At 44.6% G+C, this 25,622-nt stretch carries 23 protein-coding genes, 1 tRNA gene and 1 pseudogene; 13 read left to right on the forward strand and 12 right to left on the reverse strand.

Annotated features, from left to right (window positions below):
* Positions 1-2 precede the first annotated feature (2 nt).
* Complete coding sequence (gene folE2, locus VC182_RS08270; protein WP_216120426.1) at positions 3-830, forward strand: GTP cyclohydrolase FolE2; 828 nt, start codon at positions 3-5, stop codon at positions 828-830.
* A gap of 23 nt (positions 831-853) precedes the next feature.
* Here the strand turns inward: folE2 and tsaD are convergent, their stop codons facing one another.
* Complete coding sequence (tsaD, locus tag VC182_RS08275; protein ID WP_072582866.1) at positions 854-1,927, reverse strand: tRNA (adenosine(37)-N6)-threonylcarbamoyltransferase complex transferase subunit TsaD; 1,074 nt, start codon at positions 1,925-1,927, stop codon at positions 854-856.
* A gap of 77 nt (positions 1,928-2,004) precedes the next feature.
* Between tsaD and rpsU the strand changes: the two genes are divergently transcribed.
* The 4 genes from rpsU (at position 2,005) to rpoD (ending at position 7,611) form a co-directional block, all read left to right on the forward strand.
* Positions 2,005-2,217 (forward strand): 30S ribosomal protein S21, encoded by a 213-nt coding sequence (gene rpsU / locus VC182_RS08280; protein ID WP_011903537.1) that lies wholly within the window; start codon positions 2,005-2,007, stop codon positions 2,215-2,217.
* A gap of 128 nt (positions 2,218-2,345) precedes the next feature.
* Complete coding sequence (locus VC182_RS08285) at positions 2,346-2,792, forward strand: GatB/YqeY domain-containing protein (protein ID WP_072582867.1); 447 nt, start codon at positions 2,346-2,348, stop codon at positions 2,790-2,792.
* A 49-nt stretch (positions 2,793-2,841) separates the two neighbouring features.
* Complete coding sequence (gene dnaG, locus VC182_RS08290; RefSeq protein ID WP_323485028.1) at positions 2,842-4,818, forward strand: DNA primase; 1,977 nt, start codon at positions 2,842-2,844, stop codon at positions 4,816-4,818.
* A 234-nt stretch (positions 4,819-5,052) separates the two neighbouring features.
* The gene (gene rpoD, locus VC182_RS08295) at positions 5,053-7,611 is read left to right on the forward strand and encodes an RNA polymerase sigma factor RpoD (RefSeq protein WP_323485029.1); all 2,559 of its coding nucleotides are present in this window, start codon (positions 5,053-5,055) and stop codon (positions 7,609-7,611) included.
* A 29-nt stretch (positions 7,612-7,640) separates the two neighbouring features.
* Here rpoD and VC182_RS08300 read toward each other — a convergent pair whose 3' ends face one another.
* The 5 genes from VC182_RS08300 to VC182_RS08320 all read right to left on the reverse strand — a co-directional run bounded on the left by VC182_RS08300 (position 7,641) and on the right by VC182_RS08320 (position 10,054).
* Positions 7,641-8,045, reverse strand: coding sequence for a PIN domain-containing protein (locus VC182_RS08300; RefSeq protein ID WP_072582870.1), 405 nt, complete (start codon positions 8,043-8,045; stop codon positions 7,641-7,643).
* Positions 8,035-8,265 (reverse strand): AbrB/MazE/SpoVT family DNA-binding domain-containing protein, encoded by a 231-nt coding sequence (locus VC182_RS08305; RefSeq protein ID WP_072582921.1) that lies wholly within the window; start codon positions 8,263-8,265, stop codon positions 8,035-8,037. The genes VC182_RS08300 and VC182_RS08305 overlap by 11 nt, the downstream gene beginning before the upstream one ends.
* 708 nt (positions 8,266-8,973) lie before the next feature.
* Positions 8,974-9,483 (reverse strand): hypothetical protein, encoded by a 510-nt coding sequence (locus tag VC182_RS08310; protein ID WP_323485030.1) that lies wholly within the window; start codon positions 9,481-9,483, stop codon positions 8,974-8,976.
* A 30-nt stretch (positions 9,484-9,513) separates the two neighbouring features.
* Complete coding sequence (locus VC182_RS08315) at positions 9,514-9,816, reverse strand: hypothetical protein (RefSeq protein ID WP_323485031.1); 303 nt, start codon at positions 9,814-9,816, stop codon at positions 9,514-9,516.
* Entirely contained in the window at positions 9,806-10,054 is a 249-nt protein-coding gene (locus tag VC182_RS08320; protein ID WP_323485032.1) for a nitroreductase family protein, read from the reverse strand. Before VC182_RS08320 ends, VC182_RS08315 begins: the two co-directional genes overlap by 11 nt.
* A 157-nt stretch (positions 10,055-10,211) precedes the next feature.
* Between VC182_RS08320 and VC182_RS08325 the strand changes: the two genes are divergently transcribed.
* The 5 genes from VC182_RS08325 to VC182_RS08345 all read left to right on the forward strand — a co-directional run bounded on the left by VC182_RS08325 (position 10,212) and on the right by VC182_RS08345 (position 18,093).
* A complete protein-coding gene (locus VC182_RS08325) occupies positions 10,212-10,643 on the forward strand; it encodes a MarR family transcriptional regulator (protein WP_323485033.1) in 432 nt (143 codons plus the stop codon).
* Between the two features lie 56 nt (positions 10,644-10,699).
* Positions 10,700-13,888 (forward strand): efflux RND transporter permease subunit, encoded by a 3,189-nt coding sequence (locus tag VC182_RS08330; RefSeq protein WP_323485034.1) that lies wholly within the window; start codon positions 10,700-10,702, stop codon positions 13,886-13,888.
* Positions 13,885-15,090 carry an efflux RND transporter periplasmic adaptor subunit gene (locus VC182_RS08335; RefSeq protein WP_277542431.1) on the forward strand — a complete coding sequence of 402 codons (1,206 nt, stop codon included), beginning with the start codon at positions 13,885-13,887 and terminating at the stop codon, positions 15,088-15,090. Before VC182_RS08330 ends, VC182_RS08335 begins: the two co-directional genes overlap by 4 nt.
* Positions 15,087-16,550 carry an efflux transporter outer membrane subunit gene (locus VC182_RS08340; RefSeq protein ID WP_323485035.1) on the forward strand — a complete coding sequence of 488 codons (1,464 nt, stop codon included), beginning with the start codon at positions 15,087-15,089 and terminating at the stop codon, positions 16,548-16,550. The genes VC182_RS08335 and VC182_RS08340 overlap by 4 nt, the downstream gene beginning before the upstream one ends.
* A gap of 130 nt (positions 16,551-16,680) precedes the next feature.
* Positions 16,681-18,093, forward strand: a complete 1,413-nt coding sequence (locus tag VC182_RS08345; protein WP_323485036.1) for an MFS transporter — start codon at positions 16,681-16,683, stop codon at positions 18,091-18,093.
* Positions 18,094-18,147: 54 nt separating this feature from the next.
* On the opposite strand, the gene VC182_RS08350 is transcribed toward VC182_RS08345, so the two are convergent.
* From VC182_RS08350 to VC182_RS08370, 5 genes are all read right to left on the reverse strand, one after another.
* A complete protein-coding gene (locus VC182_RS08350; RefSeq protein WP_323485037.1) occupies positions 18,148-18,381 on the reverse strand; it encodes a hypothetical protein in 234 nt (77 codons plus the stop codon).
* 406 nt (positions 18,382-18,787) lie between these two features.
* Entirely contained in the window at positions 18,788-19,969 is a 1,182-nt protein-coding gene (locus VC182_RS08355) for an integrase core domain-containing protein (RefSeq protein ID WP_215311740.1), read from the reverse strand.
* Positions 19,970-20,343: 374 nt separating this feature from the next.
* Positions 20,344-20,487, reverse strand: a complete 144-nt coding sequence (locus tag VC182_RS08360) for a hypothetical protein (RefSeq protein WP_323485038.1) — start codon at positions 20,485-20,487, stop codon at positions 20,344-20,346.
* Positions 20,488-20,506: 19 nt separating this feature from the next.
* On the reverse strand, positions 20,507-20,725 hold the full coding sequence (locus VC182_RS08365) for a hypothetical protein (RefSeq protein WP_323485039.1): 219 nt from the start codon (positions 20,723-20,725) through the stop codon (positions 20,507-20,509).
* Positions 20,726-20,782: 57 nt separating this feature from the next.
* Complete coding sequence (locus VC182_RS08370) at positions 20,783-21,247, reverse strand: Hsp20 family protein (protein WP_068324602.1); 465 nt, start codon at positions 21,245-21,247, stop codon at positions 20,783-20,785.
* A 473-nt stretch (positions 21,248-21,720) separates the two neighbouring features.
* Here VC182_RS08370 and htpG point away from each other — a divergent pair, with 473 nt between their 5' ends.
* Together htpG and VC182_RS08380 are read left to right on the forward strand one after the other, a co-directional pair.
* Positions 21,721-23,622 (forward strand): molecular chaperone HtpG, encoded by a 1,902-nt coding sequence (gene htpG / locus VC182_RS08375; RefSeq protein WP_323485040.1) that lies wholly within the window; start codon positions 21,721-21,723, stop codon positions 23,620-23,622.
* Between the two features lie 22 nt (positions 23,623-23,644).
* Positions 23,645-23,719, forward strand: a tRNA-Gly gene (locus VC182_RS08380).
* 430 nt (positions 23,720-24,149) lie between these two features.
* Here the strand turns inward: VC182_RS08380 and VC182_RS08385 are convergent.
* The gene (locus VC182_RS08385) at positions 24,150-25,064 is read right to left on the reverse strand and encodes a LysR family transcriptional regulator (RefSeq protein WP_215298583.1); all 915 of its coding nucleotides are present in this window, start codon (positions 25,062-25,064) and stop codon (positions 24,150-24,152) included.
* A 100-nt stretch (positions 25,065-25,164) separates the two neighbouring features.
* On the opposite strand from VC182_RS08385, the pseudogene VC182_RS08390 reads away from it, so the two are divergent.
* Positions 25,165-25,494 (forward strand): annotated as a pseudogene (locus VC182_RS08390) (muconate cycloisomerase); the annotation flags it as partial.
* Positions 25,495-25,622 lie beyond the last annotated feature (128 nt).

Below are 25,622 nucleotides of genomic sequence, written 5' to 3' on the forward strand. Positions count from 1 at the left end.
CCATGAATGACTTGAATCCCGCATTTCTGAAAGCCAGCGCAATGCCTGACGTGCAATCCACTTTGGATGAGCGGGCACTGCCTATTGAGCAAGTTGGTATTCGTGGCGTACGTCATCCACTGACCATTCGCAGCAAGACGGGTAACTTCCCATCGGTTGGAACTTTTGAGATGGATGTGGCCTTACCTGCGCATGTAAAGGGTACGCACATGTCGCGATTCATGGCGCTTCTCCAAAAACAAGATGCGGCTGTGGATAGCACCACCATTGTTGCCTTAGTTCGTGATATGTTGCCTTTGCTCGATGCTAAAGAAGGCCACGTGCAATTTACTTACACACATTTCGTAAAAAAAGCAGCGCCGGTTTCTGGTGTAGAAAGTTTGATGGATTACGAAGTGACTTGGATGGCAACAGCCAAGCAAAATGCAACAGGCGGCGCTGATATTGAATTGGGTTTACGCGCACAAGTTCCAGTAATGAGTTTGTGTCCTTGCTCAAAAGAGATTTCTGAGTTTGGTGCACATAATCAACGTTCACACGTCACTATGACTGTAGCGTTGGATTCTGAAACGCAGATGACAGTGGAGGATTTAGTTGCCGCTGCTGAAAGCGAAGCTTCTAGCGAGTTATGGGGATTGCTGAAACGTCCCGATGAGAAATGGGTTACTGAGCATTCTTATAGCAACCCGAAGTTTGTAGAAGACTTAGTGCGTGACGTAGCCGGCAATCTCAAGGCAGATCAGCGTATCCGCTCTTTTGTGGTGGAGGCTGAGAACTTTGAATCCATTCACAACCACAGCGCATTCGCCAGAATCAGTCATCAGAAATAGGCAAATTCAGATAGGCAATAAATCTATTTCAGGTTATTGCTTTGCAAATCCCAGCGGGGTTTGATATCAAAGGCTCCAGAAGTTGTGGAGCCATTATTTTTTTCGATCATGCGCAGTGCCCCAGCAAAAGCGATCATCACGCCGTTATCCGTGCAGAGTTCAAGCGGCGGGTAATGTACTTCAAAACCATTGTGTTTCGCTTTGTCATTGAGTGCAGCACGTAGTTGCAAATTGGCACCAACGCCACCTGCGAGCACTAAATGTTTGCAGGCCGTTTGTTTGAGTGCTTTCTCGGACTTACTGACAAGAACTGCCACGATGGAGTCAACAAAACTTCTAGCAAGATCCGCGTGAAATTGTGCAACCTCTGAAGGGTTCACAATATTTTTTTCTGCAAACTTTTTCGCTTGATTGAGAACGGCCGTCTTTAATCCAGAGAAAGAAAAATCTAAATCACCAGAGTGCAACATGGGTTTAGGTAAATCAAAAATACCTGGGCGGCCTTGCTCTGCCAATTTAGAAATAGCTGCGCCACCGGGGTAATCCAAGCCGAGTAATTTGGCCGTCTTATCAAAGGCTTCTCCCGCCGCATCATCCAAGGTTTCGCCAAGCAGCTCGTATTGACCAATTCCGGAGACTTTCATGAGTTGCGTGTGGCCACCAGATACCAGCAAGGCAATAAAGGGGAATTGAGGGGCGGTTTGGCCCAAAAGCGGGGAAAGTAGGTGTCCTTCGAGGTGATGTACCCCTATAGACGGTAAATTGAGACCTTGGGCTAGGGATTTAGCAAAAGCGCTTCCTACCAGGAGGGCGCCAGCCAATCCGGGGCCCTGAGTGAATGCCACAGCATCAATATCGGCCAATTTGAGGCCAGATTGGGCTAAGGATTGGTCTAAGAGGGGTAAAACACGACGAATATGGTCGCGGGAGGCTAATTCGGGGACAACGCCCCCATAGTCCCGGTGCATGGCGATTTGAGAGTGCAGGCCCTGGCCCAATATGCCCTGGAAGGCCGGTTTACCCTCTTCCCAAGGCGTGGTGTTGTATAAAGCCACCCCGGTCTCGTCACAAGAAGTTTCTATTCCTAAAACAATCATTTTTTTACTTAGCCGTGCTAGAATCGCAATTCAGTTAATTTTTCGATATCTATCGAGCATATACGAGTTAAATAAGTATGACTACAGTCCGCCTCCGCGAAAACGAACCATTTGAAGTGGCATTGCGCCGTTTCAAGCGCACCATTGAAAAGAATGGCCTTTTGACAGACTTGCGTGCACGCGAGTTCTACGAGAAGCCAACGGCTGAACGTAAGCGCAAGAAGGCTGCAGCTGCTAAGCGCCATTACAAGCGTATTCGTAGCCAAATGTTGCCTAAGAAGCTTTACTAATAGAATTTAAAAGCTCTCCTCACCGAGAGGCTTTGAAACCCGCTGACGGTGAAACGCAGCGGGTTTTTGCTTTTTAATCACCATTATTAAATGTTCGACGTTTTATATTCAACACCAGGAATAAAGCCATGAGTCTAAAAGATCAAATCACCGAAGATATGAAAAATGCTATGCGCGCCAAAGAAGTTGAGCGCCTAGGAACGATTCGTCTTTTATTGGCGGCGATCAAGCAACGCGAAGTCGACGAGCGCATCGTGGTTGACGATGCTGGTGTGATTGCAACTGTCGAAAAAATGATTAAGCAACGTAAAGATTCGATCTCTCAATTTGAAAAAGCCAATCGCGATGATTTAGTTGCGATTGAATCTGCTGAGATGGTGATTTTGCAAACCTACTTGCCGGCGCAGTTATCCGATGCTGAAGTAGAAGCTGCAGTGGCTGCTGCCGTTGCTTCAACTGGCGCTGCAGGCCCACAGGATATGGGTAAGGTCATTGGCGTACTGAAAGGTCAATTGGCTGGCAAAGCAGATATGGGTAAAGTATCTGGCTTGGTAAAAGCCACATTGGCGAAGTAAGTAAACTCAGTAGCTAGTCAAGAAAGCAAAATCCTTTCATACTGGCTACATGGCGCTCATTCCACAATCCTTCATTGCCGATCTTTTAAATCGGGTTGATATCGTTGATGTGGTTGGGCAGCACGTTAAGCTAAAAAAAGCGGGCGCGAACTTTCAGGGTTTGTGCCCCTTCCATTCAGAGAAGTCCCCATCATTTTCAGTTTCACCTACTAAACAGTTTTATCATTGCTTTGGTTGTGGCGCCCATGGATCTGCCATTAGTTTCTTAATGGAGTATTCCGGACTTGGATATGTGGATGCTATTGAAGATCTTGCGCGTTCCGTAGGCTTAGATGTGCCTCGTGAAGAGCGCACTGCAAATGATGTAGCGAGACAGCAGCAAGCAATGGCATTGAGTGAGGTGATGAGCACTGCTGCAGATTGGTATCGCCAACAACTCAAAGGCAATACCAGGGCAGTTGAGTATTTAAAGGGCCGTGGACTCACTGGTGAGATTGCTAAGCGTTATGCCTTAGGTTATGCGCCTGACGGCTGGCAGGGTCTTGAAGCAGTATTTGGCCCCTACTCTAATGATGAGGTTGCCAAGACTTTGCTAGAGGGCGGTTTACTGATTCAGGGTGAACAGTCCGAAGGTGCAAATGTAAAGCGCTACGACCGTTTCCGTGACCGCATTATGTTTCCTATTCGCAATCCCAAAGGTCAAACCATTGGCTTTGGTGGACGGATCTTGGATCAAGGTGAACCCAAGTATTTAAATTCTCCTGAGACGCCATTGTTCTCAAAAGGCAATACGCTTTATGGCTTGTTTGAAGCAAGACAAGCGATTCGTACCCAGGAATATGTTTTGGTGTGCGAAGGTTATATGGATGTTGTTGCCTTAGCGCAATTGGGTTTTCCAAACGCGGTTGCAACACTGGGTACAGCTTGTACAGCAAACCATGTACGCATGCTACTCAGACAAACCGATAAAGTGGTTTTCTCATTTGATGGTGACTCCGCTGGTCAACGTGCTGCCCAGCGTGCTCTTGAAGCATGTTTGCCGCTCATGTCAGATGATAAAGAAATTCGCTTCTTATTCTTACCGACAGAGCATGACCCTGATAGCTATGTTCGTGCTTATGGCGCACCTGCTTTTGAGAAGGTGATTAAAGATGCTATGTCTATCTCTAGCTTCTTCTTTAAGATTGTTAGTGAGGGTCACGAGCAAACTACCCCAGAAGGTCGAGCCCATACCCATCATGCCGCTAAGCCACTTTTACTCTCGATGCCTCCCATTGCTTTGCGTACGCAAATTCTGCGCGAACTCGCGATTCGCACCAATACTACCCCTGCAGAACTAGAAGCATTTTGTGGTTTAACAGTAGCGCCCGCACCTGTTCGTCAAACTACTTATCAGCCAGTACAGGCGCGCTATCAAGGTGGACAAGGTAATCAAGGCAACCGAAATAGCCAAAATAATTTTCCTAATAATAGCAATCGTCAAGGCGCGCCTTGGCAAGCATCCAAAGGTTCTGCAAAAAGAGTTGCTACTCAAAATATCGAGCCACCCAAAGCACCAACGGATTTAGCCGAGCAAATGCTGCGAGTGATTATCCAGTTTCCGCATTTAGGAAAAGCATTGGATGAAAATAAGCGCGCACTAGCATTGAAGGCGGCAGAGCAGAGATCTGAAAAAGCCCACGCTTTAATGAAAGATCTTTTGTCACAGTGTGACTTGGTTGAGTTGATTCCAGGCGAGGGTAATAAACCAGCGATCGCAGGTGCCGGCGCATTTGCGATGTTCCAAGATCAACTCTCTCGTAGTGAGTTGGCTCCTCTGTATGAGGTCCTGAGAAATCGAGTAATGGGCTCTGATTTGGAGTTAGAGGGTGCAGCTGCTGATCTTGAGGGGGCATTCAAAAAGCTGGAATTAACCCATCTCAAGCAGGAAATGACTGAAATCGCCCAAAAGATCTCTGGAAGCATTGCTTCTGAGCAAGACAAAGCCCGTTATCGGGAATTGGGCGAAAAGCTGAAATTCTCCTAAGAATTTACTGAAACACCCCTAGAAATCCCCCGAAATTACCCCATATTTTTAAGTGTTACGGAGGTAAAAAAGTCGCAATCGACTATAATCCTCTGTTCCCAAGAAAAAACCGATTTAATTCAGCCACTTGCGCTTTATTTTGATGAAATTTGGGGTAAGTGAGTAAGTGAGTTACTACGGGGCTGTGTTTCATCAGTCGATATCAATAACAGTAATGTGAGTAAGTGCTAATAAATGCCGAATACCAAGACCAAAAAACCAGCTCCAAAAGCGAAAGCTCCAGCTAAACCAGTAAAAGCCGCTGCAAAACCAGCGGCCAAAGCAAAAACCCCAGCTAAGCCAGTAAAGGCTGCAGCAAAACCAGTTTCTAAAGCAAAGGCGCCAGCTAAGCCGGCCCCAAAAGCAAAAGCCTCGGCTAAACCAGCGCCAAAAGCAAAGGTTGCAGCAAAGCCAGTTCCAAAAGCTAAAGCACCTGCCAAGCCAGTAAAGGCTGCTGCGAAGCCAGCCCCAAAAGCGCCAGCGAAAGCTCCAGCTAAACCGGTAAAAGCCGCAGCAAAGCCAGCAGCAAAAGCGCCAGCAAAGCCAGTTGCTAAAGCTCCTGTGAAGGCAGCAAAAGCAGAAGTCAAAGTTGAGCCAGTAAAAAAAGGGAAAGCTGCGCCCGTATCTAAACCTGAACCAGTTAAAGCGGCGAAGGAAGTTAAAGAGGTAAAAGAAGCAAAAGAAACCAAAGTTAAAAAAGCCACAGTTGCTGAAGTTGAGGTGCCGGCAGTTGAGGAAGAGAAGAAGCGTGGCCGTAAAGCCAAGGCGGATGCTTCTGCAGAAAATGCGGAGCCAGTTTTAACTGATCGTCAAAAAGCGCGTGAGCGTAAAGCTAAAGAGAAGGCGCTCTTAAAAGAATTCGCAGCGCAGCAGTTGGGTACTGAAGAGCAGCAAGAGTTACGTCGTGCTCGTTTGAAGACTTTGATCAAAATGGGTATGTCCAAGGGCTATTTAACCCATGGCGAGATGAATGACGTGATGTCTGACGAGTTGTCTGATGCAGACGCATTAGAGACTTTGATCAGCTTGCTCAACGACATCGGTATTACTGTTTATGAACAAGCACCCGATGCTGAAACTTTAATCCTGTCTGACAACACAGAAGCTGCCGCTTCCGAAGAAGAGGCTGAAGAAAAAGCTGAAGCTGCTTTATCTACAGTTGATTCAGAATTCGGACGCACTACCGATCCAGTACGCATGTATATGCGTGAGATGGGTACAGTGGATTTGCTGACTCGCGAAGGCGAGATCGTTATTGCGAAGAAGATTGAAGCCGGCCTCAAAGATATGGTGATGGCTTTGGCTGCTTGCCCCGTAACGATTGCGGAGATTCTGAGCAACGTTGACAAGATCGCCAGTGGTGAGATGGAGATTGACCAGTTTGTTGATGGTCTAGTTGATCCTAACGCAGAAGATATTAAGCTTGGACCTGAAGAGCCAGAAGTTGATCCGGATGCTGAAGAGGGCGAAGATGACGGCGGTGAAGACGAAGGCGACGGTGGCGGCGGTGGCGCTGCAACGGCTAACGCCAAGCAATTGGAAGAGTTAAAGCAGATTTCTTTAGAGAAGTTTGCAATCGTTCGTACACAGGCTGACAAGATGCGCCGTGCGTTTGATAAAGAGGGCTATAACTGTCCAGCCTACATCAAGGCACAAGATGCGATTCGTGCTGAATTACTTGGCTTCCGTTTGACAGCGAAGAGTGTTGAGAAGTTATGCGACACCATGCGCTCACAAGTAGACCAAGTATGGAAGCTGGAGCGTGGCATCGTGAGTTTATTGGTAGACAAAGTAGGTGTTAATCGTGGTGAAGTATTAAAAGACTTCCCTAAGATGTCTATGAATTTGACTTGGACTGAGAAGTTGCTTAAAGAGAACAAGCCTTACAGCGCACTCTTGCAACGTAACGTCCCTGCAATTCAAGAGCTTCAACAGAAGTTGATTGATATTCAGAAGAATGTTGTTATTCCACTTCCAGAATTAAAAGAAGTAAACAAGCAGATGATCGCTGGCGAGAAGCGTGCCCGTGAAGCGAAACGTGAGATGACGGTAGCCAACTTACGTTTGGTAATCTCCATTGCTAAGAAATACACCAACCGCGGCTTGCAGTTCTTGGACTTGATTCAAGAAGGCAACATCGGCTTGATGAAAGCGGTAGATAAGTTTGAATACCGTCGTGGCTATAAGTTCTCTACCTATGCAACATGGTGGATTCGTCAGGCGATTACTCGTTCGATTGCTGACCAGGCCCGTACGATCCGTATCCCTGTTCACATGATTGAGACAATCAACAAGATGAACCGTATCAGCCGTCAGATCTTGCAAGAAACTGGCCATGAGCCAGATGCTGCAACCTTGGCGCTGAAGATGGAGATTCCTGAAGATAAGATCCGCAAGATCATGAAGATTGCTAAAGAGCCTATCTCCATGGAGACACCAATTGGTGACGATGAAGATTCTCATTTGGGCGACTTTATTGAAGATGGTAATACATTGGCTCCAGCCGAAGCAGCATTGCATGACTCTATGCGTGATGTGGTGAAAGATGTTCTCGATTCATTAACACCACGTGAAGCAAAAGTATTGCGTATGCGCTTTGGTGTTGAGATGAGCACTGATCACACTCTCGAAGAGGTAGGTAAGCAGTTTGACGTTACACGTGAGCGTATTCGTCAGATCGAAGCTAAGGCCCTGAGAAAAATGCGTCATCCAAGCCGTAGCGACAAACTCAAGACCTTCCTCGAGGAAGATTGATTGTCTAGCACTTCGATATCGTGAGTCCTTTATAAAAAAGGATTCACGATCTGCAGTCTCTTATCAATTACTTGCCGGTGCTGCATATCTTCTGAGTACAGTTTTTCGCATCCTGCTTGCAAAGCCGCAGCAATAATCATTGAATCATAGTGATGGTATCCATATCGCCTGGACACCATCAATCCAGTTTCAAAAGTATCTATATCAAGCGATCTTACGTTGAATGTAGACGTAAATAAATCTAAGAATTCATCCAGCTCACTATTAGATATTTTTATTTTTCTAATGCTAGCAGAAGTAAATTCATTAAGCACTTGAACGCTTATTACGTTCGATTGCTGTAAATTTTTAGTAACCCAGTCTGCTTTTTTGGTATCTGATGATAGTAAATAAAGTAGGGTATTGGTATCAAAAAATATCTTCTTAGCGTTCATTCAATTCAGATCTATCAAAGTGAAAATCAGCGGGCATGCGACCACGAAATTTTCTCAAACTTTGAAGCCTATCCTGCAGGGAAGGTTTCTTCTTAACTTGGAAATGCTTTTTATCCGCAACATGGACCTCAATGTCATCCCCTTCTTTTAGCTCTAAAAATTCGACCACTTGAGCTGGTAGACGAATGGCAAGGCTGTTCCCCCATTTTGATACGACCATGATTTTCATCTCCTTTAGATATACATATAATAATGTATATCTAAATAAAAACCAACATTTCAGCAAGTGCATACCAATCAATCATTTGAAGAGCCCCTTCAATTACAATGAGTGGTTAGGGCCCATAGCTCAGTTGGTTAGAGCAGAGGACTCATAAGAAAGAAGCCCTAGGGGTCTTGTAACAAAGACCTCAATAGATTCAAGAGGTTAGTGGTGAATTAGGCGGTATAAATTCACTACACACCGCTTACACACCAAGGCATTTTTCATGGTGTGTAGTAAATGCGGTTTTTATGTGGTTTTAAGAAGTAAAGCACCCCTTAAAAGGTGTGTAGTAAAAACAGTTTTAGGGCCTATAGCTCAGTTGGTTAGAGCAGAGGACTCATAGCGAAAGTTGTGCACCAGATGATGAAAGTCGCTGTGTGAATGGTGTCAAATTCGGAGAAAGCTAAGTCTAGTAATAGATACGCTAACGCCGAGCCAAGCTTCAGTATGAAAGTGCTGTTGAAGGTGTAGAGACTAGACGGCACCCATCTAAGTCGAGCAATCGATATGATGAAGGCATAGTCCAGGGAGTAATGAAAATTACACAAACCGGAATCCTTTGGTCCCAGGTTCAAGTCCTGGTGGGCCCACCAGAAAAGACAAAACCCCAGTTAGAGATAGCTGGGGTTTTGTCTTTTGAGTGTTGCTTAAAGTAACGGTTACTCAGCGAAAATTTGAATAAAACTCAATTAAATAATCTATTGCTATATCACTATTAATTGAATGGAAATATCGTAAAAGATTTCCATAGCTACTCGGCACTTGATTGAAGGGGTGTCTAAATAAATGACCTGCTCCCCATTTTGACTCGATAAAACTATCATTAGATACTAAGCCAATATGTTGAATATCATCATCCTGATAATAGATTGCATAGTCATTTAGTGGATCTGTTTGTGGATCCAGCTCTTTGATGTAGCCCTTTCCAATGAGAAAGTTTAGAAATTTTGTATTTGCATCGCACCTTCCAAAAGGAGAGGTTGGATCTTTTAATCGAAAATCTAGTGCGTACATTACACAATTAAAATCATCACTTAGATCGGATTTTCTGATGATGGTTATGGAATGATTTTTTAGTTCGTCTAAATTTTCTTGATGACTATCTAAATCTTTATTTTGACCAATCTTTTGCTCTAAATCTTTCCTTAGTTGTGTTTGATTAAGTTTTATCATCGCCTTCCTTTGGTCATGTGTGCAATTGCTTCAGTAAGCCAACCCTCTAGCAGCGCGAGCATAGCGCCGTATGGCAATGTCGCTATACGGTGGATAACAAGTGGATAGGCGGATACGTGCACCATTCGCACCACCGCGTTTATCGGACTCTCGATAGATGCGTGCACTATCCCACGCAGTTGTAACCATATCGCCAATCGAGAGGTCATAGACTTTGATCTTGGCTTTTATAGTTTCAATATCGGATTCTTTGGTGCCTGCTGGAACGGGGTCTTGCCAAATTAAATCTGCCTTTGGTATATCTAGTCCAAAGTATCTAGTTTTAGGGCTCATATCGCGATGGGTTATCCCAGGCTGCAAAAACCAGTAAATGGGAGCAATCCGTAATTTGTGACTGGCCCCAGGCCATTGGTTTGATCTGCTCCTTAACCCCCTGATTGGTTATTACCAGCACTAGATAGGGCTGCAAACTGCTGGAACTTGCGGTAAGGCGGATTGCCTCCAGAATTTGCCCCACCTGCTCCTCAGGCACCGTCTTGCTTGGATCCATCTTTTTGTTGCGTAACGCCATTTTAATTTCTCAATCAGGCTCATGATTCATTTCCTTTTAGTTTTTTAGATGATGGTAAGTGTAGTTGGGTATTAAAAAATGAGCCGCAAGCAAAAAGACTAATTTGGTATTAGTATCTTCAATTAGATAGAATTCTAACGAATATGGACGATTTCCCATGACTACTATAGAAGAGCAATTTTCTGTCATGCTTCATAATGCCGCTCGCGCTTACAAACAGGCTCTCGATCGTTGTCTGAAGGATTTGGGTGTGGGGCAAACCGGGTGGATGACAATTGCATTTATTGCGCGCTCCGATGAGCCGCTCTCACAAATTGAATTAGCGAAGCGAGTGGGTGTCGAGCCTCCTAGTATGGTTCCATTGATCGATAGATTGGTTCGGCATGGCTTAGTATCACGTCAACCATCTACTGTTGATAAAAGGGTGAAGTTTGTTTTACTGACCAAGAGTGGCGCTGCTCTCTATAAAAAGATTCAAATCGAAGCAGATCGTTTTCGGGCCGCTCTTTTATCGAAAGTGAATAAGAAAGACCTTAATTTGATAGTCAAATTTCTGGAGCAGATATATAACGCTGCTGAGTCAATCTAATTGAGTAAAAGAATAAAAAAGAGATGAAAAATACAAATACTAGGAGTGCGTGTTAAATGTGGATTGTTCGTTTAGCGCTCACACGACCGTATACCTTTATTGTGATGGCCATTGTTATCCTTTTTGCCACTCCTTTGGCAATTATGCGCACGCCAGTAGATGTATTGCCGGACATCAACATTCCAGTCATTAGTGTTATCTGGACCTATAACGGTCTATCAGCCCAAGAGATGGCTTCTCGGATCATTCAGACCGATGAAAGAAGCTTAACAACCACTGTTAATGATATTGAGCGGATTGAGTCGCAAACATTGCCTGGTATCGGCATTGTGAAGATCTACTTTCAGCCCAATGTGAATATTGAGATGGCGATTGCACAGGTCGTTGCAGTTTCCCAGGCTCTTCTTAAGAATTTCCCGCCGGGTACCTTGTCGCCCCTGATTATTAAATATACCGCTTCCAGCGTTCCGGTGATTCAGATTGGTTTATCCAGTAAGACGCTATCCGACCAGGAATTGTTTGATAGCGCTACAAATATTATTCGACCACCATTGGTAACCATTCCAGGGGCTGCCATTCCCTACCCATATGGTGGAAAAATTAGGGTAGTTTCTGTGGACTTGGATCCAAGCGCTTTGTTGGCAAAGGGTCTTTCTTCAACCGACATCATTAATGCGGTCAATGCGCAGAACTTGATCTTGCCTTCAGGAACCGCAAAGATTGGTGAAACTGAATACACCGTAGCCCTCAATGGTTCGCCTAATTCCATTGAAGGATTAAATGCCATCCCGGTGAAGACAACCAATGGTGCGACTACCTTCTTGGGTGATGTTGCTCACGTACGCGATGGATTTAACCCTCAAACTAATATCGTTCATCAAAATGGCTCACGTGGGGTATTGCTCTCTGTGCTTAAAAACGGAGGCGCATCTACTTTAGATGTTGTGGCCGGTATCAAAGAGAAGCTGCCTAGCGTGATGGCGCTTGCACCCAAGGGTATTGAAACTAACTTCTTAAGTGATCAATCCATCTTCGTGAAGGCTGCAGTCAATGGTGTTATTCATGAGGCATTAATTGCGGCGCTCTTAACGGCTTTAATGCTTTTGCTGTTTTTAGGTAACTGGCGGATAACCACCATTATTGCAATCTCCATTCCCTTGTCGATTTTCTCGTCGATTCTGGTGTTACACGCGATTGGGGAAACCATCAATATCATGACCCTGGGTGGTTTAGCTCTTGCGGTGGGTATCTTGGTCGATGATGCAACGGTAACCATCGAAAACATTGAGCGTCACCTGCACATGGGTACCGATCTCTATAACGCAATTTTGGATGGCGCTGGCGAGATAGCAATTCCTGCATTCGTATCTACCTTGTGTATTTGTATTGTGTTCGTGCCTATGTTCTTTTTGGGTGGTGTGGCACGTTACTTGTTTGTACCCTTGGCTGAGGCTGTGGTTTTTGCCATGCTGGCCTCTTATATCCTTTCGCGCACTTTGGTTCCTACATTGGCTTTGATGATGATGGGGCATCAGGAAAGTACCAATAAAGTGACTGCATGGATTCATCATGTACACAGTCGTTTTAATGAGCATTTTGAAAGCTTTCGGGCTGGTTATGTCTTGCTTCTGAGCTTTTTATTAACGCATCGCAAGCAATTTATGCAGGGTTTTTTGACCTTTTGCATTCTTTCTTGTGGAATTTTCTTATTCTTAGGACGAGACCTGTTCCCTCAGATTGATACGGGTCAAATTAAGTTGCATGTACGTGCGCCTACCGGAACGCGGATTGAAACAACGGCCCAAATAGTCAATCAAGTCGAGGGTGTAGTTCGTGAGGTAATCCCAGAAGATCAAATGGGCGCCATTCTTGATAACATCGGCCTACCATATAGCGGCATTAACTTGTCCTATAGTAATTCGGGAACCATCGGTACGATCGATGCCGATATTCTCATTTCTTTGACTGAGGACCACAAGCCGAGTAACTATTATGTTGAGCAGTTGTTGCCGCGTCTGCGTAAGGACTTTCCAGGTGTGGAGTTTTATGTTCAGCCGGCTGACGTAGTTACACAGATTCTGAATTTCGGCATACCGGCTTCTATTGACGTGCAGGTGCTCGGCAAGAACTATGAAGCAAGTGAAAAATATGCCAGCACATTACTGAGTCAGATTACCAGTATTCCTGGCGCCGCAGATGTGCATATTCAAGAGCGCTTGAATAATCCAACGCTGAAGCTCAATATGAATCGGGCAAAGATTCAGGGTATGGGATTAAACCCAGTAGATGTTGCGCAGAACATCTTGTTGCCACTATCTGGAAACGTAGTAACTGCCCCTGCGTTTTGGTTGAACCCTGGCAATGACATTGTTTATAGCGTTAATGTGCAGGCACCTCAATACAGGATCAGTTCAGTAGATGATTTATTGGGTCTACCCATTGGAGGATCTACTAATTCTCCTGCGAATATGAACGGTACTGGCGCAAAGGCTCCTAATCAAATTTTGGGAAATTTGGTTGATCTCACACCAGGTACTGAATTTGCGGTAGTGGATCGTTTTGATATTCAGCCGGTAATTAATATTTATGCAAACGTACGTGGTAAAGATTTGGGTTCAGTGGCCAATGCGGTGCAGGATGTGATTGATGGGGCTAAAGCAGATTTGCCCCCGGGCACGAGAGTGGTTTTGCGTGGTCAGATTACCACCATGCGTTCTTCTTATATGGGCTTAGGCTTTGGTATTTTGGGTGCGATGGTTCTGGTTTACCTGCTCATCGTAGTCAATTTCCAGTCTTGGCTGGATCCCTTCATCATCATTACCGCGCTCCCTGCAGCGCTAGCAGGAATTGCATGGATGCTGCTGCTCACTGGCACTAATTTAAGTGTGCCAGCCTTAACGGGAGCGATTATGACGATGGGAGTGGCTACTGCCAATAGTATTTTGGTGGTGTCATTTGCACGTCAGCGCATGCAAGAAGGCTTGCCAGCCTTATCTGCAGCCCTGGAAGCGGGTTCCACCCGTTTGCGCCCTGTATTGATGACGGCTTTAGCGATGATCATCGGTATGATTCCGATGGCCATTGGCTTTGGAGAGGGCTCTGAGCAGAATGCACCTTTAGGCCGAGCTGTTATTGGCGGTCTTTTATTCGCAACAGTTTCAACCGTATTATTTGTACCAGTGCTCTTTGGATCGCTCCACCGACAGATTGCATTGCGTAAGGAAGAAAGGAATACCGCAACATGACCGACGAACGCCACGCCAACCGAGGTTTACCCACTTCGGATCTTCATGGCCCCGAACATGATCTCGCTAAGCGTAAACGTATACTGCGTTTAGCCCGCAATATTCTGATTGCGATTGCAATTATTTTATTGCTTGGCGTCATTCGTATTGTGATTTTGCGTTTGATGAATAACAGCACATTGGAAGAGCGTGCTGCTCAAAATAATGTCATGAATGTGATTGTCGTTCAGGCTAATGGTGGTACTGCAGACGCGCATTTAACCTTGCCAAGTACGGTGGAGAGTTACAACGAAACCTTGATTTACGCCCGCACTCCAGGTTATGTAAAAGAATGGTTTAAAGATATCGGCGCACCTGTAAAACAGGGCGATGTCTTGGCGATTCTAGAGACTCCAGAGGTAAATAAACAGGTTGATGAAGCTAACGCCGCTTTTAATCTAGCAAAAGTAGCTTTTGAGCGCTGGACTTTATTGCGTAAAGAAGATGCGGTTTCTCAACAGGAATTGGATGAGAAGAGTGCAGCCTATAAACAGTCACGAGCTACTCTGCAAAGAACAAAAGAGCTATTGAAGTTTGGCAAGATCGTCGCTCCATTTGATGGCATTGTCTCTCGCCGTAACGTCAATGTGGGTGACTTGGTGAACCCTGGTAACGGTGGTAGCCCCCAAGCTTTATTTGGAGTATCGCAAACCAAAAACTTACATTTATATGTGTATGTTCCACAAGCGCGCTCAGAGTCGATTACGATTGGGCAGGAGGTTTCGGTCTACAAACCAGAGGCGCCAGATAAAGTGGTGAAAGGAAAAATTGTCCGAACTGCTGGCGCAATCGATGTCGCTACCCGGACTCTACAGGTAGATATTGAGATTCCGGATGGGCAAACCTTTTTATTGCCCGGCGTCTTTGTGCAGGCATCCTTGCCCTTAGATAATCAAGGTCGTCTGATATTGCCAACCAACACCCTCATGTTTGGCTCTCAGGGCACTCAAGTTGCGGTAGTACAGAATGGTCAAGTGCTTAGAAAGACGGTAGCGCTTGGAATTGATTATGGCCGCTCTGTACAAATTGTTGGGGGTCTTGATCCCGCCGATCAGGTGATTGTCAATCCAATGGACTCAATTGCAAATGGTCAGAAGGTAGTGATTGCCGCGCCTCCAAAACCAGCAGAGGCTGCCAAACCAGCTCCTCAGGATAAGAAATGAAATACAGTCGTTTATATCTCTGCGCACTTTCGCTGGTGATAACGGCTTGCTCTCCTATTGGTCCCGACTATGTCAGGCCCACCGTTGATTTGCCTGATACCTGGAAAACGACCAAGGATGCCGATGGGATTGTATGGGCGCCCGGCAATCCTAAAGACGCCATTCCCAAGAAGGATTGGTGGACTATTTTTGGTGATAAGGAGCTTAATGAGCTTGAGGCAAAGTGCCTAGCAAATAACCAAACCTTGCAAGCGTCTATAGCAAAACTGGATCAAGCAAAAGCGCAGTATGGTATTCAATTTGCTGCATTTATGCCAACTGTACAGGCTGGGGCAGTAGCAGACAATCAAAGGGTTTCAGCAAATCGTCCGCTAACTAATTACAAAGTTCCAAACGCCACCACTATTCAGAATAACTTCAGTCCTTATGTATCTGCTAGTTATGAGTTTGACTGGATTGGGCAAATTCGTCGAAGCGTTGAGGCAGCGCAGGATACCGTTCAGCAAGCGCAGGCTGATAAAGAAAATACCCAGTTAATCCTAACAGGTCAATTAGCGCAGGCCTACTTTAGATTAAGGCAGGCCGACGAAGAAATTCGTGCACTAAAAGATTCGATTGGTTTGCAGGAGAAGGTCTTAACTTTAATTACCAAGCGACATGATCTTGGTGCATCAAGCGAAGTAGATATGGTTCAACAGGCTGCTTTGACCGAGTCGACAAAGGCGCAAATAGAGCAACTTCGTGCGCAGCGTAATGAGTTAGAGAATTTAGTAGCCACTTTGGCCGGCATTCCTGCGGCTGGATTTCATTTGCCCAGTGGAAAGTTGCCCGATACTTTGCCAGTCATCCCTGTAACGGTGCCAAGCGCCTTATTGGAGCGGCGCCCGGATATTGCTTCAGCTGAAAGGGCGATGGCTGCAGCAAATGCGCAAATTGGCGTTGCCAAGTCTGCGTATTTCCCTATGCTGACTTTGTCCCCAACCTATATTGGTTATCAGTCAAATAGTATTCCTAGCTTATTTGCGGTACCTTCCATGATTTGGTCCTTTGGTGTACAGGCGGCGCAAACTTTATTTGATGGTGGAAGAATTAGCTCGGGTGTAGATTACGCAAGTGCGGGCTATGCGCTTTCATTGGCCAATTACAGGCAAACCGTTTTAAGTGGTATTCAGGATGTCCAGGATGCCTTGGGGAATGTGCAGCAACTGAATTTAGCTAGAGTGAATGAAGATAAGTCGTTGGCTAATTTAAATCGTGCTTATGAACTCTCCTATATCCGTTATCAGGCGGGATTGGATACAGCGCTCGCATTGGCTTTAGTTCAGCAAAACCAATTAACGGGTATTCGCGTTCAGGCCCAAATCAAAGGAAGTCAATTTACCTCTACAGTCGGATTAATTAAGGCTCTTGGTGGATCCTGGGGCGCCCCGGCTGCACCAGTAGGGCAGAGCACTAACTAATTGATAGATAACAAGGTGTAATCCCCCCCCCCAGAGGTTGACTGAGCTCAGAGGTAGATTTTTCTCGAATATCGAGGAGGTCTTTTTCGGTTTTTATGATTCATGCAACTAATAGATCTACAAAAGTTAGATGAGCATATCCATTAAGACCTCCAACCTTGTTCCACTAATAGTGGCTACAGCCTTCTTTATGGAAAACCTAGATGGCACAGTGATCACTACCGCGCTACCTCAGATGGCTCAAACATTAGGTGTAAATGCTGTCGATATGAGCGTCGGCATTACTGCCTACTTAATTACCCTAGCGGTCTTTATTCCGATTAGCGGGTGGCTCTCTGACCGCTTAGGAGCTCAAACTGTATTTGGCTCTGCTGTTGGCATATTTACCTTTGCCTCGGTTCTCTGTGCTCTTAGCCAAACAGTAAATCAATTTATGCTCGCCCGCATTCTTCAAGGCATTGGTGGAGCAATGATGGTCCCCGTGGGGCGACTCATTGTTCTAAGAACAACTTCAAAGTCTGAATTAGTTAAAACAATCGCTTTAATAACCTGGCCTGGATTGGTTGCGCCTGTAATTGGACCGCCACTGGGTGGATTCTTGACTACTTACTTTTCATGGCACTGGATCTTTATTCTTAATGTACCTTTAGGATTACTAGGGATTGGACTTATAAGAAAATATGTTTCAAATGATCACCAACTTGAACAACGCCCTTTAGATTTCATTGGCTTTATCATTATTGGTGGCGCACTTGCCTTCACAATCATTGGCGTTGAATTAATTGGTAGCGAAGGTTTTAGCAAGTCAGCCCTTGGCTATAGCGCCCTGGGAATAGCCTGCGGGATTGCAACTTGGTTTCATGCAAAAAAGCACCCTCATCCATTATTAGATTTTTCAGTTCTAAAAGTACCCACCTTTAGCATTACATTCTTTTCAGGGTCTTTCACAAGAGTATTAATTGGCGCAACCCCATTCTTGGCGCCATTGATGTTTCAAATTGCGTTTGGCTATAGTGCCTTTATGTCTGGTCTATTATTTTTAGCGGCAATGCTAGGAAATATTGGCCTAAAACCTTTAACCCCTATGCTGTTAAAGCGCTTTGGTTTTCGCAATATTATGCTTGTCAATGGCTTTATTGCCGCTATCGCTGCCATGATTTGCGGCATGCTCTCTCCTGATACGGGCGTTGTCGGCATTATCTTGGCCATGTTTATCTATGGAGTCAGTCGTTCGATGCAATTTACTTGCATACAGACCTTGGCATTTGTAGATATACCGCCAGAAAAAATGAGTGGCGCAAATACACTCTTTAGCACAATTGGGCAGCTTGCCCAAGGCGTCGGTGTTGGATTGGGCGCAGCCATTATTCATATTACCGTCATGCTAAGAGATGGGGATATTAATAGCCCTTCAGCAATGGATTTTCGGATCACCTTCATTACAGTTGGAGCACTTATCCTAATCTCACTTTGGGGATATTTAAAACTCAAGCCTGATGCAGGAGCGGCAGCAAGCAAGCATCAGCCAAGAAATCTAACTTAATTTAATTTGTGGGATTCCCATACTTACCTTCACTCGGATAAACATAAGCTGTCTTCACAGGCCCATACCGATGATTTGCACTTCAACGGGCTCCTTTAAAGAGCCATCAAAGTGGACTGCGTTGGCCGGATGAAACATGATGCTTCCTTCTGGTATCACAATAGTGTTCTTAGGATCTAAACTAGCATCCGTTCCGGAATACCAAGTTTCCTTAATCACCATAACCCAACGATCTTGATCATGTGAGTGCGGAGTGCTCATTACTCCAACTGGAAAAATATTTTTCATAATATAGAGACCAAGCTTATTGGGATGATTACCCTGTAACCTCTTGAAATCCTAGTGGTTTTCTTTGGATGTCTGCTCTCATAGCGAAAGTTGTGCACCAGATGATGAAAGTCGCTGTGTGAATGGTGTCAAATTCGGAGAAAGCTAAATGCAGCCAAAAGCTGCACAAGCTAACGCCGAGCGAAGCTTAGTAGAAATACTTTGAACGTGTAGAGACTAGACGGCACCCATCTAAGTCGAGCAATCGATATGATGAAGGCATAGTCCAGGGAGTAGTGAAAGCTACACAAACCGGAATCCTTTGGTCCCAGGTTCAAGTCCTGGTGGGCCCACCAATGAAATCAAGGTACGTACCGGACAGATGCTTTACGTCCGGTACCGACCACATGGTTTACACCTTTACCAATCACATCCCCAATACTTTGGGACCAAATGGGTTTTCTAAGGCTTGTACCCGAGAAGACTCCATATCAAAGTAAGCCATATCGTAATCCATAAAGCTCACTAACCACACGTCGTCTTCGACCTGCCGTAAGCCTACGTCATGACCAGCGAACACCGTACTAAAGTGAATCTTCTTACCATCAAGGCAGATGCGTCCGCAGTTAGTCACGGTCACTGTCTTATCGTGGAAGGGATAACTCACATCGGGTAGCCCTTCATATTTTCGGGTCGAAGGAACATAGAGCTGTGCCGGTTTTTTCATCTCCAGGGCTTGATGGGGCCGCTCATAGTTGTACTCATAGATAAAGTCTTCAAACTTATCTTGCTGTTGCAAAAGTGTTTTGGCAGGGGGTTTAGTCGTCGCTTGCTTGAGCGTTAAATGCATGCGTTCATGCCGACCATTTTGCTGGGGATTGCCTGGCTTGATGCGCTCAATACCAATGCCTAAACGAAGCCACCACACCGATAGACTACTTAAACCATAGAGCGCATTAGCGCAGGCAAACGGCACACCGTTGTCTGAGCGGATGGAGCCTGGCAGCCCATACTCTTTGAAGAGTTGCTCAAAGACCGTAAAAGCCTGCGCTTCGCGAGTACTCTCTAGGCCTTCACAGCAAATGAGGAAGCGAGAGGCATAGTCCGTCACGGTTAAGGGGTAACAGTACTGCTTATTACCCAGCATAAACTCCCCTTTGTAGTCCACGCACCATAGAGCATTCGGTTCTTTGAGATCCGATAAGTTGGTCCCCGTGAGCTTGGGGTGGTGGCGTCTGCGTTTCTTTTTGACTAAGCCATGGCGATCGAGAACGGCATGCACCGTGCTTTTGGCGGGCAATGCTAACTCCGGGTAGTGGGTGTGCAATCTGTCGCGCAATTTAGGAGCGCCCCAGGTCGGGAACTCCTTTTTGAGGTTCACGATCAGTTGCTCGACCTGGAAGGGCAGCCGATTGGCTTGCCTAAAGGGCCTTCTTGATCGATCCGTAAAGGCTTCTAAACCACTGTCTTTATAGCGATCAATGATTTTATGGCCAGTGACTCTGGAGATTCCAAACTCCTGGCAAAGGGTAGCAATCTTCTCGCCATCAAGGTAACGAGATACAAACTTGAGCTTTTCATCCATCTTCGTACTTTCATTCCACGGCATAGTAAGGTCCCTCCTATGCCAAAAACTGTAAAGTATGTGTCCGGTATAAAGTGTTAACTATGTGTCGAGTCGTACACAACGACTTAGGGAGAAATTCCTAAGTCGTTTTTTCTTTCTGTGTAGTCGGTGTGTAGCACATAACACTACTAAACCCCAATAGATTCATGACTCTGGTTTGGAGCAACAAACTGAAAGTAGATTGTTGTGCCCCTTAGATTTTCTTTAAGGTCTCCAAATACTCTACAGATTTCACCTCTGGTAATTCCTTCAAAACCCATCCTATTTCGTTTGTGAGGGGTTGTGAGCCATCCCAATAAGTTATTAAGAATCCCATTAGAAAAGTGAAAATGGCAAGGCTTAGAAGATAGATTTTGTTATTTCTCATTCTTCATTTGCTTAATGGAGTTAATGCAATCAGATACGCTGTGTTTTGGAAACTTTCCAACATTCGCTTTTTTGAGAGACTGTACACAATCAGAGAGTGTGTATCTGAGTTTTATAGGGCTTACTTGCTTCATTTATTTTCTCCTAAGACGTTCATTTTTCAATGATGACTAATTCATCTGTCTTCTGTAACTCAGAGAATTTCTCCTCTGACAAAAAAGCTGGTTCACCATTGGCTTTGGTTATTTCAATGTAGCCAGATTCAAGCTTGCGCGAAAGGTAATCATTTGCTACTAACGGAGTAAATTCCACCTCAATACCCTCCGCAGGTCGTTTCTTGGCGATGATCCCCTGATTAATACGTATCCACATAAAGCTAATGTTTGAGCATTTAGCTAGCCCAGATGGATCTGAGCTAGCTAATTTTCATTAAGCCGCTTCCTTGACTTCCTCAATCACCAGCTTAGAGTTACCACCAATCAAAATCTTGCGGGGTAACTTCTCCTCAGGAATGACATTCTCTAGCTTGATGATCAGCAAACCATTTTCGACATCAGCAGAGCGCACAATCACAGTTTCCGCCAAGGTAAAGTCATGACTAAAGTCCCGATTGGCAATTCCCTTATGGAGGTATTCGCCAGTCTGCTCTGCTTTAACCTTACCGATAACGGTTAACTTGTTACCTTCAGCCGTAATATCAATCTCATCATTTTTGAAGCCTGCCACTGCGATTTCAATAGCGTAGTCGCGCTCATTCTTTTTGATGATGTTGTATGGGGGGTAGCTTTGGGCCTTGCTGAGGCTCTCTCCAGAGCTCATTTCTTCCATCGCATCAATGAGGCGATCAAAACCTACAGAGCTTAGCAATACATTTCTACCAAATGGATAAGACATCGTTTTCTCCTTAAATTTAAGCAAGTTCACAATTTCCTAGACCCCTAAGGCATCTAGTTAAGCTCTATTTAAGGATGGATTTTTTGAATTTCAAGGGGCTTGAATTTCATTTTTTTTGCCCATATGTATAAGTCAAAGAACTTAAAATTCTCCATTGAAATTGGGGATATTTTTCTTTTGTCACTTTTAGGTAATTTAATAGCTAACTGATTACGTGGAGAAAGCAAAATGCTCGAAAATGACCATTTAGAGCTTCAGGAAAATAACCAGGAGCTCATTACTAGGCCTAAGCTCAAGCGCTTGATTTTGGAATACCTTCAAAAAAGGAGTCGTAATGAGATTCTTGCGGAAGACTCTTGTGATGAGGAGTCTTCCTCGTTCGAGTAGCTCCTTTTCATGGCGGTTTATAGGCCTTGAAATACCCAAAACTATCCCCAAGTAATGAGAATTGATCTTTTCTATAGGAAATTGAAATGACTGTTGCTACTAAAGAAACTCTAGGCTTTCAGGCGGAAGTAAAGCAGCTTTTGCAGCTGATGATTCACTCCTTGTATTCCAATAAGGAGATTTTCCTACGTGAGCTCATCTCAAACGCTTCTGATGCTGCTGATAAATTGCGTTTTGAAGGTATTGCCCACCCTGATTGGTATGGTGATGACCCAGAGCTAAAAATCAAAGTCGAATTTGATAAAGCTGCTAGAACGGTGACTATTTCAGATAATGGAATTGGTATGAGCCGGGAAGAAGTGATCAATAACCTGGGGACAATTGCTCGTTCTGGGACTAAGGAGTTCTTTACTAAGCTCTCTGGCGATCAGCAAAAAGATGCAGCCCTCATTGGCCAGTTCGGCGTAGGCTTTTACTCTGGCTTTATTGTTGCTGATCGCATTACCGTTGAGACTCGTCGTGCAGGCTTGCCTGCTTCTGATGGTGTGCGTTGGGAATCAGATGGCTCTGGCGAATTTACGATTGAGCAAATTGATCGACCCCAGCGTGGCACCTCTATCACCTTACATTTACGTGAGGGAGAAGATGATTTCCTCAATAGCTATCAGCTTAAATCGATTATTCGCAAGTACTCAGACCATATTTCATTGCCTATTCAGATGCGTAAAGAGGAGTGGGATGCTGATAAAAAAGAGCAGGTTATAAAGGATGAGTTAGAAAGTATTAACCAGTCTTCCGCGTTATGGGCTCGCAATAAGTCAGAAATTACAGAAGAGCAGTACAACGAGTTTTATAAGCACTTATCGCATGAATATGAAAACCCGCTGTGCTATTCATTAAATCGAGTGGAAGGTAGGAGTGAATTTACCCAGCTACTCTATGTGCCGAGCAAAGCCCCGTTTGATTTGTGGGATCGCAATAAGCGTGGCGGTATCAAGCTGTATGTCAAACGTATTTTCATTATGGATGATGCTGAAAAGCTTATGCCGATGTATTTACGTTTTGTCACGGGCGTAATTGATTCAGTTGATTTACCACTAAACGTCTCCCGCGAAATCTTGCAAGAGTCGCGTGACATTAAAGTGATTCGCGAAAGCTCTACCAAGCGAGTGCTGAGCATGCTTGAAGAACTTGCTAATAATGAAGATGAGGCTAAGAAAGAAAAATATCGCACGTTCTGGACGCAATTTGGTCAAGTGCTCAAAGAGGGCGTTGGCGAAGATCAAGCAAATCAAGAACGTATTCTCAAGCTCCTTCGTTTTGCCAGCACCCATACTGATTCGGCTGAGCAGACAGTATCTTTGGCTGAATATGTTTCGCGTATGAAAGAAGGCCAAGACAAGATTTACTATGTCACGGGTGAAACTTTCAACGCAGCTAAAAACAGTCCGCATTTAGAGATTTTCCGCAAGAAAGGCGTTGAAGTCCTCTTGTTATCTGACCGTGTTGATGAGTGGATGCTTTCCTTCATTACTGAATTTGATGGTAAGCAATTAGCATCTGTTGCTAAGGGCGGCTTGGATTTAGGAAGTCTAAGTGATGAAAAAGAAAAGAAAGAGCATGAGGAAACTGAGAAGCAATTCAAAGACTTGGTTGAGCGCATGAAAAAAGTCTTGGAAGATAAGGCTAAAGATGTGCGGGTGACCTTTCGCTTAACGGATTCTCCGGCCTGTTTGATTGCTGATGAGAATGAACTGTCTGGCAACTTACTGCGGATGCTAAAAGCTGCTGGTCAAAATGCCCCTAATATGAAGCCTATATTGGAGATTAATCCAGAGCATCCTTTGCTATCCAAGCTCAAAAGCGATGATCAGCATTTTGATGATTGGACCAATCTCTTATTTGATCAGGCTTTATTAGCAGAGGGCGGTCAGCTCAATGATCCAGCCAATTTTGTAAAGCGCATGAACCAATTGCTGCTGAATTAAGCGAATAGGTCTCGTCTCTATTGCGGGTGTCGTATAACGGCTATTACCCTAGCTTCCCAAGCTAGAGACGAGGGTTCGACTCCCTTCACCCGCTCCACAGTTATAACGAGCATTACTTAAGGTAGCGCTCGTTAACTTGACAAACTGTTTGGAGTAGCGAAGTACAAGAAGGTTGCTCCAAAAATACCCTGGTTTTCGAAGCTAAAGAGTGAGCTAGCGTTTATTGTGATCTTGTTAATCTAGTCACACAAATACTCACACACCGATAAACAGGTGACGCAAGCTCTTGAAATCCTAGTGGTTTTCTTTGGATATCTGCTCTCATAACCAGAGAACCTAAACAGGACCTAAACGTCACAAAAAGCCAGCTTTTGAGACTAAAGGTGAGATTTGGTCATTTGAGCGTTACTTTAAGTAACGCTGAGCATGCTAAAAAAGTGTGTAGTCAAATACTACACATTTTTCAATGGCGATACTTTAAATAATCTACCTACAAAAATATATTGGGGTTGTAGTGTGCGGCAAATTTATAACTCTTCTCGCGTATAAGAAATACCCTCTTCGTCATAGATGCAATAAATTAAATCAAGCATTGCCTTAATTTCTTCAGACTTATCCATTGATCTAGTGCTCATGATGATGGGGGAGTAGGCATGCTTTTCATTTAATTCTAGATATACAACGTCATCACGTTTCATGCCCTGCAAGCTAAATGGAACAATGGATACACCTTCGCCTGCAGCAACAAGGCCAATAGCTATTTGTAATTCTCGAACTTCAATAATCTTTTTGGGATGAACATCCCTTTCTTTGAAACCATTTAATACTTGGTCTGCGTAACTAGGACGGGGATTTTTTGGAAAGACAATGAGATTTTCATCGGCTAAGTCTTTTAAGTTGATGGGCTTGTTTGATTTTGATAGTGGGTGCTCATAAGGAACTGCAGCAATGAGTTTTTCCTCCCTCAATACAATCCGTCTGATATTGGCGTCTTCATGACGTACTCGTCCAAAGCCAATATCAATCTTTCCATCTTTCAAAGCTTTGAGCTGTTCCATTGTTGTCATTTCATACATCCGCAATTCAATGGAATTAAATTTGGCTCGATATTTTCGAATAATTTTCGGAAGTTTTCCGTAGAGCGTTGATGCAACAAAACCGACATTCAGAATTCGGTTGATATTACCAACCCGTTGAGTCATAGCCTTGAGTTCGCCAGTTCTAGCTAAAACCTGCTTGGCATGCTCATAGAAAAAGTTGCCCGCGTCTGTCAGTTTGAGGGGTCGCGAGTTCCTTACAAACAAAGTTACGCCCAACTCTTCTTCGAGTTGTTGGATCTGCCTGCTCAAGGGCGGCTGTGCAATGAACAGTTTTTCAGAAGCTCTAGTGAAGTTCTTTTCTTCTGCAACAGCAACAAAGTAGCGTAGATGCCTTAATTCCATATGTATACCTTTTAAGTATCAAAAGGATACCAAATCAGTCTTGGACTCGTCAAAAAGACCTGTTTAGAGTTCATTTATCGAAAAACTATACGAAATAGATATGATCAAATCAGTAGAAACCCTAATAGTTGATGTGCCGACTATCCGCCCACACAAGTTATCTGTGGCCACGATGAATGCCCAGGCTCTTGTTTTGGTGCGCATTCTTTGTAATGACGGTATTGAGGGATGGGGTGAGGCTACCACTATTGGTGGCTTGAACTACGGTGAAGAAAGTCCTGAGAGTATCAAGATAAACATTGATACCTATTTTGCTCCGCTCATTATTGGGATTAAGGCTGACCAGGTTGCTAAGGTCATGCATAAGTTGCGTACCACTATTCAAGGTAACCGTTTTGCAAAATGCGCAATTGAAACTGCGTTATTGGATGGGTAATACCCCCACCCCTTAACCTGACTTAAAAGTAGAATTTCTAAGTTGTTTGATTTAAAGGAAATTCTATGAAAACCTCCCGTTTTACCGATAGCCAAATCATGGGCATCCTCAAGCAAGCCGAG

It is taken from the genome of Polynucleobacter sp. AP-Nickl1-40-C4, from assembly GCF_035012665.1.
Taxonomy (GTDB): Bacteria; Pseudomonadota; Gammaproteobacteria; order Burkholderiales; family Burkholderiaceae; genus Polynucleobacter.

Bases quoted from the DNA above. Each gene is read 5' to 3' on its own strand.
- VC182_RS08350 (WP_323485037.1), bottom strand. From the start codon at position 18,381: ATGAAAAATATTTTTCCAGTTGGAGTAATGAGCACTCCGCACTCACAT.
- folE2 (WP_216120426.1), top strand. From the start codon at position 3: ATGAATGACTTGAATCCCGCATTTCTGAAAGCCAGCGCAATGCCTGAC.
- rpsU (WP_011903537.1), top strand. From the start codon at position 2,005: ATGACTACAGTCCGCCTCCGCGAAAACGAACCATTTGAAGTGGCATTG.
- VC182_RS08285 (WP_072582867.1), top strand. From the start codon at position 2,346: ATGAGTCTAAAAGATCAAATCACCGAAGATATGAAAAATGCTATGCGC.
- VC182_RS08320 (WP_323485032.1), bottom strand. From the start codon at position 10,054: ATGGCGTTACGCAACAAAAAGATGGATCCAAGCAAGACGGTGCCTGAG.
- tsaD (WP_072582866.1), bottom strand. From the start codon at position 1,927: ATGATTGTTTTAGGAATAGAAACTTCTTGTGACGAGACCGGGGTGGCT.
- VC182_RS08300 (WP_072582870.1), bottom strand. From the start codon at position 8,045: ATGAACGCTAAGAAGATATTTTTTGATACCAATACCCTACTTTATTTA.
- VC182_RS08365 (WP_323485039.1), bottom strand. From the start codon at position 20,725: ATGTGGATACGTATTAATCAGGGGATCATCGCCAAGAAACGACCTGCG.
- VC182_RS08305 (WP_072582921.1), bottom strand. From the start codon at position 8,265: ATGGTCGTATCAAAATGGGGGAACAGCCTTGCCATTCGTCTACCAGCT.
- VC182_RS08385 (WP_215298583.1), bottom strand. From the start codon at position 25,064: ATGGAATTAAGGCATCTACGCTACTTTGTTGCTGTTGCAGAAGAAAAG.
- VC182_RS08315 (WP_323485031.1), bottom strand. From the start codon at position 9,816: ATGAGCCCTAAAACTAGATACTTTGGACTAGATATACCAAAGGCAGAT.
- VC182_RS08340 (WP_323485035.1), top strand. From the start codon at position 15,087: ATGAAATACAGTCGTTTATATCTCTGCGCACTTTCGCTGGTGATAACG.
- VC182_RS08355 (WP_215311740.1), bottom strand. From the start codon at position 19,969: ATGCCGTGGAATGAAAGTACGAAGATGGATGAAAAGCTCAAGTTTGTA.
- VC182_RS08370 (WP_068324602.1), bottom strand. From the start codon at position 21,247: ATGTCTTATCCATTTGGTAGAAATGTATTGCTAAGCTCTGTAGGTTTT.
- VC182_RS08335 (WP_277542431.1), top strand. From the start codon at position 13,885: ATGACCGACGAACGCCACGCCAACCGAGGTTTACCCACTTCGGATCTT.
- dnaG (WP_323485028.1), top strand. From the start codon at position 2,842: ATGGCGCTCATTCCACAATCCTTCATTGCCGATCTTTTAAATCGGGTT.
- VC182_RS08310 (WP_323485030.1), bottom strand. From the start codon at position 9,483: ATGATAAAACTTAATCAAACACAACTAAGGAAAGATTTAGAGCAAAAG.
- VC182_RS08345 (WP_323485036.1), top strand. From the start codon at position 16,681: ATGAGCATATCCATTAAGACCTCCAACCTTGTTCCACTAATAGTGGCT.
- htpG (WP_323485040.1), top strand. From the start codon at position 21,721: ATGACTGTTGCTACTAAAGAAACTCTAGGCTTTCAGGCGGAAGTAAAG.
- VC182_RS08325 (WP_323485033.1), top strand. From the start codon at position 10,212: ATGACTACTATAGAAGAGCAATTTTCTGTCATGCTTCATAATGCCGCT.
- VC182_RS08360 (WP_323485038.1), bottom strand. From the start codon at position 20,487: ATGAAGCAAGTAAGCCCTATAAAACTCAGATACACACTCTCTGATTGT.
- rpoD (WP_323485029.1), top strand. From the start codon at position 5,053: ATGCCGAATACCAAGACCAAAAAACCAGCTCCAAAAGCGAAAGCTCCA.
- VC182_RS08330 (WP_323485034.1), top strand. From the start codon at position 10,700: ATGTGGATTGTTCGTTTAGCGCTCACACGACCGTATACCTTTATTGTG.